At 61.0% G+C, this 15850-nt stretch carries 15 protein-coding genes; 1 reads left to right on the top strand and 14 read right to left on the bottom strand.

All coding sequences use genetic code 11. The features are described from left to right. Positions 1-31: 31 nt before the first annotated feature. The 12 genes from AB3Y40_RS16410 to AB3Y40_RS16355 form a co-directional block, all read right to left on the bottom strand. On the bottom strand, positions 32-1228 hold the full coding sequence (locus AB3Y40_RS16410; protein WP_369439959.1) for an ABC transporter substrate-binding protein: 1197 nt from the start codon (positions 1226-1228) through the stop codon (positions 32-34). 12 nt (positions 1229-1240) lie between these two features. Continuing rightward, positions 1241-1849, bottom strand: a complete 609-nt coding sequence (locus tag AB3Y40_RS16405; RefSeq protein WP_369439958.1) for a CDP-alcohol phosphatidyltransferase family protein — start codon at positions 1847-1849, stop codon at positions 1241-1243. Between the two features lie 74 nt (positions 1850-1923). Continuing rightward, positions 1924-3933, bottom strand: coding sequence for a hydantoinase/oxoprolinase N-terminal domain-containing protein (locus tag AB3Y40_RS16400; protein ID WP_369439957.1), 2010 nt, complete (start codon positions 3931-3933; stop codon positions 1924-1926). 178 nt (positions 3934-4111) lie between these two features. Next, a complete protein-coding gene (locus AB3Y40_RS16395) occupies positions 4112-5104 on the bottom strand; it encodes an ABC transporter substrate-binding protein (RefSeq protein WP_369440242.1) in 993 nt (330 codons plus the stop codon). 26 nt (positions 5105-5130) lie between these two features. Further along, positions 5131-5967 (bottom strand): ABC transporter permease, encoded by an 837-nt coding sequence (locus AB3Y40_RS16390; RefSeq protein WP_369439956.1) that lies wholly within the window; start codon positions 5965-5967, stop codon positions 5131-5133. After that, complete coding sequence (locus tag AB3Y40_RS16385; protein WP_369439955.1) at positions 5964-6914, bottom strand: ABC transporter permease; 951 nt, start codon at positions 6912-6914, stop codon at positions 5964-5966. Before AB3Y40_RS16385 ends, AB3Y40_RS16390 begins: the two co-directional genes overlap by 4 nt. A 135-nt stretch (positions 6915-7049) precedes the next feature. Continuing rightward, positions 7050-7823 (bottom strand): ABC transporter ATP-binding protein, encoded by a 774-nt coding sequence (locus AB3Y40_RS16380; RefSeq protein ID WP_369439954.1) that lies wholly within the window; start codon positions 7821-7823, stop codon positions 7050-7052. Continuing rightward, on the bottom strand, positions 7820-8269 hold the full coding sequence (locus tag AB3Y40_RS16375) for a hypothetical protein (protein ID WP_369439953.1): 450 nt from the start codon (positions 8267-8269) through the stop codon (positions 7820-7822). Before AB3Y40_RS16375 ends, AB3Y40_RS16380 begins: the two co-directional genes overlap by 4 nt. Further along, positions 8269-9723, bottom strand: a complete 1455-nt coding sequence (gene hydA / locus AB3Y40_RS16370; RefSeq protein WP_369439952.1) for a dihydropyrimidinase — start codon at positions 9721-9723, stop codon at positions 8269-8271. Before hydA ends, AB3Y40_RS16375 begins: the two co-directional genes overlap by 1 nt. Before the next feature lie 15 nt (positions 9724-9738). Continuing rightward, positions 9739-10002, bottom strand: a complete 264-nt coding sequence (locus AB3Y40_RS16365) for a hypothetical protein (RefSeq protein WP_369439951.1) — start codon at positions 10000-10002, stop codon at positions 9739-9741. Further along, complete coding sequence (locus tag AB3Y40_RS16360) at positions 9999-10523, bottom strand: hypothetical protein (RefSeq protein WP_369439950.1); 525 nt, start codon at positions 10521-10523, stop codon at positions 9999-10001. The genes AB3Y40_RS16365 and AB3Y40_RS16360 overlap by 4 nt, the downstream gene beginning before the upstream one ends. 8 nt (positions 10524-10531) lie before the next feature. Beyond that, on the bottom strand, positions 10532-11782 hold the full coding sequence (locus AB3Y40_RS16355) for a Zn-dependent hydrolase (protein ID WP_369439949.1): 1251 nt from the start codon (positions 11780-11782) through the stop codon (positions 10532-10534). A gap of 168 nt (positions 11783-11950) precedes the next feature. Here AB3Y40_RS16355 and AB3Y40_RS16350 point away from each other — a divergent pair, with 168 nt between their 5' ends. Next, positions 11951-12559 carry a TetR family transcriptional regulator C-terminal domain-containing protein gene (locus AB3Y40_RS16350; RefSeq protein WP_369439948.1) on the top strand — a complete coding sequence of 203 codons (609 nt, stop codon included), beginning with the start codon at positions 11951-11953 and terminating at the stop codon, positions 12557-12559. A gap of 542 nt (positions 12560-13101) precedes the next feature. On the opposite strand, the gene preA is transcribed toward AB3Y40_RS16350, so the two are convergent. Then, a complete protein-coding gene (gene preA, locus AB3Y40_RS16345; RefSeq protein WP_369439947.1) occupies positions 13102-14406 on the bottom strand; it encodes an NAD-dependent dihydropyrimidine dehydrogenase subunit PreA in 1305 nt (434 codons plus the stop codon). 1 nt (position 14407) lies between these two features. Continuing rightward, positions 14408-15745, bottom strand: coding sequence for an NAD(P)-dependent oxidoreductase (locus AB3Y40_RS16340; RefSeq protein WP_369439946.1), 1338 nt, complete (start codon positions 15743-15745; stop codon positions 14408-14410). Positions 15746-15850: the final 105 nt, after the last annotated feature.

Genomic DNA, 15850 nt, shown 5'->3' with positions numbered 1-15850 from the left:
GGCGGCAGGGATGCAGCCCCGGCGAACGGACTTATTGCGCCACGCCGTAGCGCTGCACCCAGTCGTCCGCAATGCGGGTCATCCAGCTGGGGTGCGGTTCTGCCTGCACGGTGCCCAACTCGGCCGGCGACAGGGTGGCGATGCCCAGTTCCAGCGCGTCAAAGGCGGCGCGGTCGTCAGCCGACAGCGCGTCCATGTTCAGCACCGTGCCATAGCCCAGAATGTTGGGGTCTTGCGCGCGGGCCTGTGCCTCTGGCGACATCAGGAAGTTGGCGACAACCATCGCACCTTCGGTGCTGCCAGAGTTATAGGGCACGGCCACAAAGGAGGCGTTGCCGATGGTCCCGCCGTCCAACACAAAGGTGCGCACGGTGTCGGGAAGCTGGTTGTTGGCAATCGCGGCTGTCGCCTCACCGGGGCTAAAGGAAATCGCCAGATCAACCTCGCCATCTGCGATCAGTTGCAGCTGTGCGGGGCCGGTTGCGGGATAAGCGCGACCTTCGCGCCAAAGCGCTGGCGTCAGCTCGTCCAGATAGGCCCAAAGCGGCGCGGTGACGGCATCATAGTTCGCGTCCGTCGCCGGTTCGGCCAATGCAGAAGGGTCATCCAGCAGGTCAACCAGCGCCTGTTTCAGGAAGGTCGTGCCAAGGAAATCAGGGGGCTGCGGATAGGTGAAGCGCCCCGGATTGGCCTGCGCCCAATTCAGGATCTGCACCATGTCGCCCAAGGGTTCTGCCAGATCAGCGGTGTCATGGATGAAGACAACCTGCGCCATGGCCCAAGGGGCCTCGAACCCCTCAACCGGCACGGTGAAATCGGTCTGAACGGTCTTGCCGTCCACATCAACAAAGGCCCAATTCGGCAGTTGCTCGGCGAAGGGGCCAAACAGCAGGTCCTGTTCCTTCATCGCGGCAAAGTTTGCGCCGTTGATCCAGATCATGTCGATGGCGCCGTCTTCATCCTCGCCCGCCTGCTTTTCAGCCAGCACGCGGGTCACCGCATCTGCGGTGTCGGTCAGTTTGACGTGCTCCAGCGTGACACCGTAATCCTCGGCCACACGGTCACCGACCCATGCGATGAAATCATTGGTGGTGGTCGACCCGCCCCATGCGTTCCAATAAACGGTCTGCCCTTCGGCGGCGGCGGTTACCGCGTCCCAGTCGGCGGGATCTGTTTGCGCCAGCGCCACGGTGGGCAGCAAGGCAGCAAGGTAAGCGAGGTGTTTCATCTGAGTGGTCCTTCAGTCTTGGAAAATCTGACGCGCGCCCCAGATGCGCAGGCCAGCGGTGGCAAAGCACAGCAGACCAAACACCCAGGACAGCGCGGGAAAGGCGGCGGGGAAGAGGCACAGGAGGACGAAAAAGACGATGGTCTCTGTCCCCTCAAGAATGCCGTTTGAGTAGTAAAGCGATTTCTGGCCCTGTGCTGTGGTTTGCATGTTGCGCTTTTCCGCGAGGATCGCAAAGCCCAGAAAGCTGGTGCCATTGACGTAGAACGCGGTTAGCAGAAAGGCCCCTGCCGCCCCGTTGGCAGCCGGGTCATTCAGGACAAAGGCCAAGGGCACAGCACCGTAGAACAGAAAGTCAGCAGCGATATCAAGGTATCCGCCAAAGTCGGTTTTGCGCGTGGCGCGCGCCACGGCCCCATCCAATCCATCCGCAATCCGGCTTGCCAGAAGCGGGATCAGCGCCAGCGCAAACCAGCCCAGCCAGATGCAAAGCGCCGCGATCAGACCAAGGGCAAGGCCGACCAGTGTGACGCCATCCGCTGACCAGCCACGGCCCGCCAACTGCTGACCAATGCGGTTCAGCGGCGGGTCGATGATCTGGCGGGCTGCACGGTCAAGCATGTCGGGGCGTCCAAGGTTTCGCGGTCTTGTCACCCAAACCTGGGCTTCGCGCAATCGCCTTGACGCTTTCGTGACTAGCCTGTCGCAATCCGGGGTCGCCCCGATGCGGTCACCCGCAGGGTGGCGCTGACGAACATGGTCTGGCCCTCAATCTGGGCCTCTTGCACATTGCGGGTGGTGCTGATCCGCGGGGAAATGACCCCGGCGGCCTGCGCCCGCGCGGTGGCATCATCGGTCAGCGCGGCCTCAAGCGCGGCAAAGGCTGCGTCATGATCAGCAAAGTCTTGCGGCCCCGTGGTCAGATGAGCCACGAACCGGCCCGCACTGGGTGCGGTCACCGTGCCTTCGGCCTGCATCCGCACCTGCCCGACCACCGCACCAATGGCATTGGCCACATCCGCATGGTCCGGCACGATCATCTTCGTGCCCAGCCGCGCACCCACCGGGCCATAGTAGGACGCAGAAGAGGCACCGAGACCAATCACCGGCAAGCCCAACCGCAGGATGGTTTCCACGATGCCCTGGTGCCGGTCCAACCCCGCGACGGTCAGCGGATGCGTCGCCAGCACATCAGCTGTGCGGTCGAAGTCGCGCGCGTCTTCGGCAAAAGCGGCCTCAAGCAGGCAATCCACCGTTTGCGCGGTCACCTGATCCACGATCCGCCGCGCCAAAGTTTCGGCATCCGGCGCGACCCGGTCACCGGCCCCGGTGCGTTTGCGTGCAAAAAGCGCCAGCGCCTTTTGCGCGGCCTCTGCATCCCAGACTGCGACCAGCCCTAACGCATGGGCCGCGTCCGACGGGGTGATCCCTGCCACGATCACCATGCCGCGCGTCACCAGCCGGGTCAGGGCCGGGCCTTCGATCCGGCTGGTCACCACATGACCCACCCGTGCGGGGCCATCGGCCAACCTTGCCGCCACTGCCGCCTCGCGCGGGTCGAGCCCCGTTGGCACTTCACCAGTCCACAACGGGATCGCAAATTGCCCGCCATCCGTGGCAGGCGCGTCCTGCGCCAGCGCCCGGTCCAACGTGTCATGCACCAGTGCCGGGTAATCCCGCGCCAAAAGCGCGACGGGCATCAACCGGCGCGGCCCCAGCCGCAGCCCGCCTGCCAACCCCTCGACCAAATGCACAGCACTGTCGCCACCCAGACCTGTGGTGCGCATCGCCACCGCCTCGACCATCGTGCGATAGGCCCCGACCCTTGCGCCCGCAGGATCAATCGCGGGCCTGCCGCCGCGCAACAGACAGACATCCGTCGTCGTCCCGCCAATGTCGCTGACCAGCGCATCCGCCACCCCCGTTAGCCACCCGGCCCCGGCGATCGACGCCGCAGGCCCGCTGAGGATCGTCTCAATCGGGCGTTCGCGCGCCAGGTTGGCCGGGATCAGCGCACCATCACCGCGCACGACCATCAGGCGGGCGGTGATGCCAATCGTCACCAGATGCGCCTCGCAAGCGCCGATCAGCCCGTCGATCATCCCGATAAGCCGCGCGTTCAGCACAGCGGTCAGCGCCCGTTTCGGCCCGCCCAGTGCGGACGACAGCTCATGACTACACGTCACCGGCAGGCCGGTGCGTGCGCGGATCAGGTCGCGCGCGGCCACCTCGTGCGCGGGGTTGCGCGTTGCGAAATGCGCGGCAATCGCAAAGCCGGTGACACCCGCATCCAACCCATCCAACGCCGTGCCAAGCGCGTCCAGATCCAGCGGGGTCACCTCTGCACCGGCATGGCTATGCCCGCCGGGCAGCACGATCACCGGGTCCCCGGCCAAGGCATCACGCAGGCCCGCGCGGTCCAGCTCACCAGAGGCAAACCCGATAAACACCAGCGCGACGCGCCCGCCCTGCCCCTCGACCAGCGCATTTGTCGCAAGCGTCGTGGACAGCGACACCATCGCCACGTTGGACGCATCCACCCCGGCCCCGGCGATGGCCGCATCAACCGCAGCACCCACGCCCAGCGCCAGATCAGGCCGCGTGGTCAAGGCCTTGGCCTTGGCCAATACCCGGTCGCTGACCTCGTCCAGCACCACCGCATCGGTATATGTCCCGCCGGTATCGACGCCCAACAGCAACGCCATCCACAGCCTCCTCTTTGCCCCGCAGATAGCCAAAGCCGCCGCACCCCGACCACCCAAAACCGACGCTCACTCTTTCTTTTGAACATAAATATGCCCGCCGGAGGCTCCCTTCACACGCAAAACGCCCCGCCGTTTCCAGCGGGGCGCTCATGCAGGTGGGCCATGTGCCCGCCCGGGCTTAGTTCAAAGCAGCATCCGTAATCTCGCTGGTCCACGCACCCTCTGGCTGCATGGTGATCACCGGGTCAGAGCCACCGGCCAGCAGCGTATCCACAGTGCGCTGGAAATCAGCCTCATCCAGCGCGCCATTTGACCCTGCGGTCAGCTTGGCAATCTCGCCCATCATGCGGACCTGATGCGCCTCTGTCTGGGCACCGGTTTCGTCGTAGTCCAGAACAATGGCTGCGGCCTCTTCCGGGTTGGCCTCGGCATCTTTCCAGCCCTTCATCGAGGCGCGGACAAAGCGCACCATCTTGTCAACGAACACCGGATCCTCAAGGTTCTCTTCCAGCGCATAGATGCCATCTTCCAGCGTCGCCACGCCTTGCTCTTCATACTTGAAGGTCACAAGTTCATCTTCGCTGACGCCTGCATCCAAAACCTGACCATATTCGTTGTAGGTCATGGTCGAGATACAATCCGCCTGCCGCTGCAACAGCGGGTCAACGTTGAACCCCTGCTTCAGCACCGTCACACCGTCTTCACCACCATCGGTCGAAATGCCTTCCTGGCTCATCCACGACAGGAACGGATATTCGTTGCCAAAGAACCAGACGCCAATGGTCTTGCCCTTAAAGTCCGCGACGCTCTCAATCCCGGTATCTTTCCAGCAGGTCAGCATCAGACCCGATGTCTTGAACGGCTGGGCGATGTTCACCACAGGCAGACCTTTTTCACGAGCCGCCAGCGCAGAGGGCATCCAGTTGAGCATCACGTCAGCACCGCCACCGGCAAGGACCTGCGGTGGGGCAATATCGGGGCCACCGGGCAAGATCGTGACGTTCAGACCTTCTTCTTCGTAGAAGCCTTTTTCGAGCGCCACATAGTAGCCTGCAAACTGCGCCTGCGTGACCCACTGCAATTGCAGTGTCACATCATTGGCATGGGCATCGGCCTGCGCCATCCCTGCTGTGCCTGCGGCCAATGCCGCTGCCATCATCAGTTTCTTCATCATTATCTTTCTCCCTTTGGTTATCGTTAATGTCGTTGGCTCCGCTGTGACGGATGCCAAAATGTCAGGGCGCGTTCCGCCAGTGTCAGCAGCCCATAGAACAGGCTGCCCGCAAGGGCGGCGACCACGATCACAGCCCAAACCATATCAAGGCTCAACTGCCCCAGCGAGGCGTTGATACGGAACCCAAGGCCGGTGGTGGGCGAGCCAAAGAACTCTGCCACGATTGCCCCCACAAGTGACAGCGTTGCCGCAATTTTCAGCCCATTGAAGATAAACGGCAAGGCCGCAGGCAGGCGCAGGCGGAACAATGTCTGCAAATAGCTGGCCCCATAGGTCCGCATTAGGTCGCGCTGCATCGCGGTGGTATCGGCCAGCCCCGCGACCGTGTTCACCAGCATCGGAAAGAACACCATAATCACCACAACCGCCGCTTTCGACTGCCAGTCAAAGCCAAACCACATCACCATGATCGGTGCGACCCCGACAATCGGCAAGGCGGCCATGAAATTCGCAATCGGCATCAGCCCGCGCTGCAGGAAACCGTACCGGTCCACCAGCACCGCCACCACAAGCGCGGCAATCACCCCCATGATGTACCCGCCCAACGCGCCTTTCAGGATTGTCTGCACAAAGTCCGCCCAAAGGATCGGAATGTTGCCTGCAAAGGTCTCGGCCACTTCGGTGGGTGCGGGCAGGATCACCTTGTCGACCCCCAGCCCCCGCACCAGCAATTGCCAGACCACGATGATGGTCAGGCCAAAGATCAGCGGCACCAACACCCGCGCGCCGCGCCCGGCCAGCCAAACGTTCGCGGCCCAGGCGACGGCCCATAACACCAAGGCGGACAGCACCAGCATCACGGCTGCACCCCCATCGCGTGCAGCGTGCGCCGCTCAACCCAGCCAATGAACCAGACCAGAAACGCCGCCAGCAGGGCTGCCACAAAAAGCGCCGCCCAGATCTGCTCGGTCTGGCCATAATAACTGCCGCCCAACATCCGCGCGCCAAGGCCACCGCGCTGCACCGGCAATTCTCCCACAATCGCACCCACCAAAGACGCGGCGATCCCGATCTTGAGCGAAGCAAAAAGGTAAGGCACAGAGGCCGGCAACCGCAGCTTCCAGAACGTATCGGATTTGCTCGCGTTATAAGTCCGCATCAGGTCCAACTGCATGTGATCCGGCGCGCGCAGCCCCTTCACCATACCCACGACAACCGGAAAGAACGACAAATAGGCCGAGATTACCGCCTTGGCGAAAAGCCCCGGCAGGCCGACCGAATACAGCACCACGATGATCATCGGCGCGAGTGCGACAATCGGAATGGTCTGGCTGATGATCGCCCAAGGCATCACGCTCATGTCCATCACGCGGCTGTAGACGATGCCCACCGCCAGCAACACGCCCGCCAGCGCACCAATCACAAAGCCCAGCGCCGTCGCCCCCAGCGTCACCCCACCGTGATAGACCAGCGACCGGTTCGACAGGCTGCCCGACCGCACGATCCCACGCCGCCCGGTGGTTTCCTCAACCCAGGTACTGTCCCACAACTCGGTCACCACCTGGTGCGGGGCAGGCAGACGCGACCGTTCGGATGACCACGAGGCCCCCAAATGCTCCAGATTTGCAAAGACCAACCCCCACCGCCCCGCGTCGCGCCGCTCTGCGGCAGAGGCCGGTTCAATCACCGCCCCGTCCCGCTCTGCCTGGGTCAGCACCTCTTTGACGTTCATCGGAATGGCCGCCGCATACCACAGCGCCAGGATCGCCAGCAAAACCGCCACCACAGGTCCGACGCGGCCCCTCATGCGCGACCTCGTTTTTCTTTTGAATGCAAATATGCCCGCCGGAGGCACAGCGCGGCGCAGCCGCGCAGCCCCCTCAGGCCGAGACCTCTGGTCTCGGGGGAGGCGGGCGGGCCCACCGCTGGCAAGGGGCGCTGATCACGCATCAATATGCCCCGCGCGCAATCCATCCCGCACCCGATGCGCAATATCGATGAACTCTGCACTGTCACGAATATCCAAAGGGCGTTCCTTGGGCAGCGGGCTGTCGATCACATCCGTAATCCGCCCGGGCCGGGGCGACATCACCACGATCTTGGTACTCAGATAGACCGCCTCCGGGATGGAATGGGTCACAAAGCCAATGGTCTTTTCCGTCCGCGCCCAAAGCGCCAAGAGCTGTTCGTTCAGATGGTCACGGACAATCTCATCCAGCGCCCCGAACGGCTCATCCATCAGCAGGATATCCGCATCGAACGCCAGCGCGCGGGCTATGCTCGCGCGTTGCTGCATCCCCCCGGACAATTGCCACGGGTATTTCTTCTCAAACCCCGCCAGATCAACCATCTCTAGCGTGCGCGTGACCCGCTCGGCCTGCTCGGACTTGGAAAACCCCATGATCTCCAGCGGCAACCGGATGTTTCCCCCGATCGTGCGCCAGGGATAAAGCCCTGCCGCCTGAAAGACATAGCCATAGGCGCGTGCTTTTCGCGCCTCCTCGGGCGTCATCCCGTTGACCTGGATCTCTCCGCCCGTCGGCGTCTCCAACCCCGCGATGCAGCGCAGAAACGTCGTCTTCCCGCAGCCCGAGGGGCCGATGAAGGAAACGAATTCTCCCTTCCCAATCTCAAGATTCACATCCTTGAGCGCATGGACCGGCCCGTCATTGGTCTGGAAGGTGAGGTCGAGGGATTTGGCAGTTACACATTTCATTGTGCAATTCCAATGTCTAGAAGGTCACTCAATCTGATTGCGGCCATTCGACCAATCGCCCAAAACATCGAACCAACCATTGCAGAATAGATCACTCCGGCGGCTCCAATAAGTGGGGAGACCAACCAGTGATCCGGCGTTCTCACATTCAAGAAATGGTGAGTTACACCGATAACAAATACGAACATAATTGCTGCATAAGAAAAGGACAAAAAAGCAGCCACCTGCAACAAAAGTACTGTGTCAGGGCCGTCGCTCGCTAAACGCACTTCGCCCTGCATCTGCGCAAGGCAGATAAATCCCAAAGTCAAAAAGAAGAATGCGCGTGCATGGTACCCGAGATAATCGGACCAGGCTTTCGCCCGATCCCAATGAACGTTAGCTCGGTCAGTCTTATCAATCGCCGCTTTTTCACACACCACCGAGCCGACCACTTCCTTCTCCATCAAACCCCCGTCGCTGGAATACCCGTCCGCTGCACCGGCTGTGGCGCGGTCAGCTCTTTCCAGCTCGACAGCGCCTTGTTCACCGTCCCGTTCGGGTCGCGTTTGACGAACTTGCCGTGGCCCTCTTGCGTGCGGATCTCGCCGTCGTGCACTGCCACGTGGCCGCGGGTCAGGGTGAAGCGGGGGAGGCCTTTGACCTCTTGGCCCTCGAATACGTTGTAGTCGATGGCCGACTGCTGCGCGCCCGCGGTGATCGTCTTGGTCTTGGCCGGATCCCAGACCACCAGATCGGCGTCAGCACCGACAAGAACCGCGCCTTTCTTGGGATAGCAGTTCAAAATCTTGGCGATATTGGTACTGGTCACTGCCACAAATTCATTTGGCGTCAGCCGTCCGGTTTCCACCCCGTGAGTCCAAAGCATCGGCATCCGATCTTCCAGCCCGCCGGTGCCGTTAGGGATTTTTGAAAAATCGCCAACGCCATAGCGTTTCTGTTCCGTCGTAAAGGCGCAATGGTCTGTGGCCACGACGCTGAGCGATCCCGATTGCAGACCAGCCCACAGGCTATCCTGATGTTTCTTGTTGCGGAAAGGTGGCGACATCACCCGGCGCGCGGCGTGGTCCCAGTCAGGGTTGAAATACTCGGATTCGTCCAATGTCAGATGCTGGATCAGCGGCTCACCCCAGACCCGCTTACCCTGCTGCTTGGCGCGCCGGATTGCCTCATGCGCTTCCTCACAGGACGTGTGCACGACGTACAATGGCACGCCCGCCATATCAGCGATCATGATCGCGCGGTTTGTCGCCTCGCCCTCGACCTGACTGGGTCGCGAATAGGCGTGCGCCTCTGGCCCGGTGTTGCCCTCTGCCAGCAGCTTCGCCGTCATCTCGGCCACCACGTCGCCGTTTTCGGCGTGGACCATGGCAATTGCGCCCAGTTCCGCCAGACGGTTGAAGCTGCTGAACAACTCATCATCGTTCACCATCAACGCGCCCTTGTAGGCAAGGAAGTGCTTGAAGGTGTTGATGCCCCGGTCCTGCACGACCGTTTGCATATCGTTGAACACCTGCTCGCCCCACCATGTCACCGCCATGTGGAAGGAATAATCGCAATTCGCGCGGGTCGATTTGTTGTCCCAGCGCTTGATCGCGTCCAGCAGGCTTTCGCCCTGATTGGGCAGGCAGAAATCCACGACCATCGTGGTGCCACCGGCCAGCGCCGCCCGCGTCCCACTTTCAAAATCGTCGCTGGAGTAGGTGCCCATGAACGGCATCTCAAGATGCACATGGGGGTCAATCCCGCCGGGCATGACATAGCAGCCGGAGGCGTCGAGTTCCTCATCACCCTTCAGCGCCATGCCAATCTCGATGATCTTGCCGCCGTCGATCAACACGTCGGCCTTATAGGTCAGGTCCGCCGTGACGATGGTGCCGTTCTTGATGACTGTGGTCATGGTATTCTCCTTCGATTAGGGCAGACAGATGGGCGCGCCAAAGTCGTCGGTGACGACAAAGACGGCGCCGTTTTGGCTGTAGAAAAAGCAACCGTTGGTATCCTTCCCCACGGTATCCAGACTGACGCCCAATGGCAGTTGTTCAACAACAATGCCCGGCATGCCGGGGTTCAGCGGCGCGTCGCGATCGCCGCAGGCGGCGAGGAGGAGGCCGCCTAGGGCGAGATACGCTCTTGGATGCATCAAGATGCCAAGGAGGTTCCAACCTCGTAAGGTCATGTTGGTTTTCCCTCATTACGCAGAGCTTCCACTGCCCGTGCAAGGTTGGTGTGTTCGACCGGCTCGTAAGTCTTTCTGATACGACCCAGGCCTATTGTGTCTTGTTCCGGCAGCTCATGCTCAGGAATCACAAAGAACTGCCACTGATCCGGCTCCCTTTGATCCGCTTCGATCCCGCATTCACCGTGCCACGCAAGTACATAGATTTGGGCAGGCCGCCTGTCGGCATCGACCCAGATATCCCTTTCATAGTAACCGACTGGCTTTCGAATCGAGAAGCGTCTTGCACGTGGGTTTACAGAATTCGACTGGTCCCAACTTTGCTTTTGCGCACATTGTTTGACTTCGAGTCTGGTACCGTCAGCGTGTTCAAAATCCCACCCAGCCCAATCTCTGGTTTGCTCCCACCCGGAGCTCAGGAGCTCAGCGACCAAACACTCTACATACGTACCGCGAAAATTGTTCTGAATCAGACTCCTATCAAAGAGGTTCTTCACTCTTTCAATTGCGTTGTTGGCCATTACGGAGCTCACCCCACCACCTCCGCCGTCTCGATCACTGCGTGCATCAGCACGTCAGCACCGGCCATGGCCCATTCTTTGGAGATCTCCTCGGCTTCATTGTGTGACAGCCCATCGACACAGGGGCACATGACCATGGCGGTGGGATAGAGGTCGTTGATCCAGCAGGCGTCGTGGCCGGCGCCTGACACAATGTCCATGTGGGAATAGCCCAGACGCTCTGCGGCCTCGCGCACAGCGCCGACACAGCCTTCGTCAAAGGCGGGTGGGTCGAATTGGCCTACGATATGGGCGTCGAAACTGACCCCGATGTCTTCGCACAGCGCGGGTGCGCGGGTCATCAGCTCGTCGACCATCGCGTTCAGCTTATCCAGCAGATGCGTGCGCATATCGACGGTAAAGACCACCTTGCCGGGGATGATGTTGCGGCTGTTGGGATAGACGTCGATGTGGCCGATGGCACCGACCGCATTCGGCTGGTTCTTCATGGCAATTTCATGCACCAGTTCGGTGATCAGCGCTAAACCGCGCCCTGCATTCTTACGCATATGCATGGGCGTCGACCCGGTGTGGCTTTCCTTGCCGGTCACGGTGCATTCGATCCAGCGCAGACCCTGTCCATGGGTCACAACGCCGATGTCCTTACCCTCTGCCTCCAGAATAGGCCCCTGTTCGATGTGCAATTCAAAGAAGGCGTGCATCTTGCGATCACCAACCTTCTCGGGCCCCTTCCAGCCGATGCGTTCCAGTTCATCCCCGAACCGTTTGCCGTCGGCATCAACCCGATCATAGGCCCAATCGAGCGCGTGTTTGCCGGCAAAAACACCGGAGGCCAGCATCGCGGGGGCATAGCGCGTGCCTTCCTCATTCGTCCAGTTGGTGACGACGATGGGATGCTTTGTCTTGATGTCGAGGTCATTCATCGTGCGGATGATTTCCAACCCGCCGAGCACACCCAGCACACCGTCATACTTGCCGCCCGTGGGCTGCGTATCCAGATGGCTGCCGACATAGACGGGCAGCGCGTCGGGGTCGGTGCCTTCGCGGCGGGCGAACATATTGCCGATCTCATCGACGCCCATGGTCATGCCCGCGGCCTTGCACCAATCGGCAAACAGGTGGCGGCCTTCGCTGTCTTCATCCGTCAGGGTCTGGCGGTTGTTGCCGCCTGCAATGCCGGGGCCGATCTTGGCCATCTCCATCAGACTGTCCCACAAACGGTCGCCGTTGATCCGCAGATTTTCACCCGGTGCCGCCATGTCATCATCCCCCGCCGTGCATTCATGATTTGACCAACTGGTCAAACGAACGCTAACAGAGGGATGGAACCAGTCAAGTTTCTCGCGCAAAGAAGTGGCATCCGCCGCCTTTTGAGGCGCACAACCCCGCCCGTTGTTCCGGGCGCCTAAATATCGGGCACCGACCTTATGAGCAAAAAGCCGCAGACCCGCATTCAGGCCAAGAACCGCGCCGCCATTCTGGCCGCAGGTCTGGATGCCTTTTCGCAATACGGTTTCCGCGGCACCACGCTTGACCAGATTGCCGAAGCGGCGGGCCTGTCAAAGCCCAACCTGCTGTATTATTTCCCGTCCAAGGACGCGATCTATACGGCCTTGCTGGAACGCCTGCTGGAAACCTGGCTTGATCCGCTGATCGCGATGAACCCGCAAGGCGACCCGGTGAAAGAGATCATGGCCTATGCCATGCGCAAGCTGGAGATGAGCCGCGACTACCCCCGCGAAAGCCGCCTGTTTGCCACCGAAATTCTGCAAGGCGCACCGCATATCGCGGGGCATTTGTCAGGTGATTTGAAAGAGCTGGTCGACGAAAAAGCGGTGGTGATCCGCGCTTGGGCAGCGGAGGGCAAGATCGCCGAGGTTGACCCGCACCACCTGATCTTTTCCATCTGGTCACTGACCCAGCACTACGCCGATTTTGAGGTGCAGGTGAACGCGGTGCTTGGGCGCAAAGACTGGTTCGAAGACGCAGGGGCCCATCTGGATACCCTGCTGCGCGCGCGCCTGCGCCCTGTCTAGTGCTTTGGATTGCGGTGGCTGCTTTGCGGACGAAGCCGACTTTCGCGCATAGCCGGACCCATCGCCGACACGCGGGTGGGCGATCCAACGGAGATGCTTCTGCGCTTTATGGTTGTAGGGTCATCTTCCGCATCAGCGGTGCGCGCGGATGGCAAATCGCCGACCCGTCGGGGCGGGTCGGCGATGGGCCCGGCGGGCTAAAGCCCTTGTTCCGGGCCTGCCAGCGCGCTGAATGAATGTCATTTTGGGCTCTTAGCTGACCTTCAAAGCAAAATGACTTGAGGGCCGCAAGGCAGACGAAACTGCCACGCGCCTCGCATCAAACAAAGCAACCAAAGTGCAGCCTCCGGTGTCACATCCAGAAAGTCGTGATGTCGTCAAAGACCTCACGCCCATCCAAAACCACACACCCCAAACGAATTGAGCGGCGGTTGCTCCACACAACACGCCGCTCAGATCACTCACAATCCGTCACCCTTAGTATGGGGAGGTTGTGCCGTATATTCCCCGTCTGGTGAAAGTAAGGTATTCCTTACCCTGGGTCACTCAGCCGCGACAGCGCCGGGATTATTGGGGTGCGTGGTCCAGTTGGCGTACTCCTTTTCGACCACTTTGCCGGTGCGTGGATCGACCTGTCCGGGTTCCATCGGGACCATGCTGATGCAGTCCTGCACCGGGCAGACGTCCACACACAGGTTGCAGGCCACGCATTCCTCGTCGATGACCGTAAACGTCCGATCTTCTGACATGGCAATCGCCTGGTGGCTGGTGTCTTCGCAAGCCGCATAGCAGCGCCCGCAAGAGATACAGCTATCCTGATCGATCTTGGCCTTGGCCACGTAGTTGAGGTTCAGATACTGCCAATCGGTCACATTCGGGACCGCCATGCCGATGAAGTCCGCGGTGCTCCGGTGGCCTTTTTCATCCATCCACTGCGACAGGCCTGAGATCATTTCCTGCACGATCTTGAAGCCATAGGTCATCACCGCAGTGCAGACCTGCACGTTGCCACAGCCCAGCGCCATGAACTCTGCCGCGTCGCGCCATGTGGTGATCCCGCCGATGCCAGAAATCGGCAAGCCATGCGTGGGTTCATGCCGCGCAATCTCACTCACCATCGACATGGCGATGGGCTTGACCGCCGGGCCGCAATAGCCGCCATGGCTGCCCTTGCCGTCGATTGAGGGTTCGGGCGACATCGTGTCCAGATTGACGCTGGTGATCGAATTGATCGTGTTGATCAGGCTCACCGCATCCGCGCCACCGTTCTTGGCCGCCAACGCGGGTTTGCGCACGTCCGTAATGTTCGGCGTCAGCTTCACGATCACCGGGCGGTCGTAATACTGCTTGCACCAGCGGGTCACCATTTCGATGTATTCCGGCACCTGCCCAACGGCAGCCCCCATGCCTCGTTCAGACATCCCATGCGGGCAGCCGAAATTCAGCTCGATCCCGTCGGCATTTGTTTCGGCCACCCGCGGGAGGATGTCTTTCCAGGCCTGCTCTTCACAGGGCACCATGATGGATGCGATCAGCGCACGGTCCGGGTAATCCGCCTTGACCCGCGCCATTTCCTCAAGGTTGGTTTCCAACGGCCGATCGGTGATCAGCTCGATATTGTTAAGCCCCAAAAGCCGCCGGTCCGCACCATAAATCGCGCCATAGCGTGGACCATTGACGTTCACGACCGGTGGCCCTTCGGCGCCCAGCGTTTTCCACACAACACCGCCCCAGCCCGCCTCAAAGGCGCGGCGCACGTTGTATTCCTTGTCCGTGGGCGGGGCAGAGGCCAGCCAGAATGGATTGGGGCTTTTGATGCCCAGAAAGTCTGTTGTCAGATCAGCCATTTCAGTTCGCTCCCATCAAGGTTGCATGAATATCCATCGCCGCATCGCGCCCCTCGGCCACGGCCACCACGGTCAAATCATCGCCCGGTGTGCAATCACCACCGGCCCAGACACCTTCGCGGCTGGTGCGGCCCGTCGGCCCCACAGCAATCTTGCGCCCGTCCAGTTCAAGTCCGGCATCCAACGTCAGCGTCTGCCCAATCGCGCTGAACAGTTGATCGGCGGGCAGGCGCACCGTCTCACCTGTGCCTTTCAGGCCATCACCTGTATCTGCGGTATATTCCAGCTCCACCGCGGCAAGGTATTCATCTTCATCGGCAAGCGCCTCTTTCGGCTGCACTTTGAACATCAGGTTCACACCCTTGGATGCGGCCAAATCCTGTTCATAGGCGCTCGCCCCCATCTGGTCGCGCCCACGACGATAGGCAACCGTCACATTTTGCGCGCCCAGCAGTTTGGATTGCACGGCGGCATCAATCGCCGTCATGCCGCCGCCAATCACCACCACATTGCGGCCAATCGGCAGCTCGCTCATGTCCTTGGACTGCCGCAGATGCGCGATGAACCGCACCGCGTCGACCACATCATCCAGATCCTCACCGGCCACGCCCAGCGCATTAACGCCGCCAAGCCCAACACCCAGGAACACCGCGTCAAACGACCCGGCCACCTCTTCAAGCTGAAAACTCTCGCCCAAAATCTGCCCGGTGTGCAGCTCAATCCCGCCGACACCCAGCAGCCATTCCACCTCGCGCGCGGCAATATCGTCGGTGGCCTTATAAGCGGCGATGCCAAACTCATTCAGCCCGCCCGCTTTGCCCTTGGCCTCAAGCAGCACAACATCATGCCCCAATATCGCCAACCGATGCGCGCACGCCAGCCCCGCTGGCCCCGCGCCAATCACTGCGACCCGCTTGCCGGTGCTTGGCGCACGCACAAAAGGATGCCCCTGCTGCGCCATCAGCGTATCGGTCGCATGGCGCTGCAAGCGACCAATCTCAACCGGCTTCCCTTCGGCCATTTCACGCACACAAGCGCCCTCGCACAAATCCTCGGTCGGACAGACGCGCGCGCACATCCCGCCCAGAATGTTCTGGTCAAAAATCGTCCGCGCCGCAGCCTCTGGCGTGCCGGTGCTAATCTGCCGGATGAACAGTGGGATATCGATGTCCGTGGGACAGGCCGTCACACAAGGCGCATCATGACAGAAATAGCAGCGATCCGCCGCCACAACCGCCTCGTGCGGGGTCAGCGCGGGGTGTAGATCGTCAAAATTCTGCGCCAGCGCGTCAGCATCCAATCGGCCAATGGCCAGTCCGGGGGTCATCACATCTGCCATGGTCACTCCGTCAGAAAATCCTGACCACAGCCTGCCACAACTTCATTTTTTATCAAATGGTAAATTTTAGGCAGCGCATAAACCGCCCAACCGTCTCTTTCTTTT

It is taken from the genome of Yoonia sp. R2331, assembly GCF_041103235.1.
In the GTDB taxonomy this organism is placed as follows: Bacteria; Pseudomonadota; Alphaproteobacteria; order Rhodobacterales; family Rhodobacteraceae; genus CANMYO01.
The sequence above is the reverse complement of the archived record's forward strand: the minus strand, read 5'-3'. Positions and strand labels throughout refer to the sequence as shown.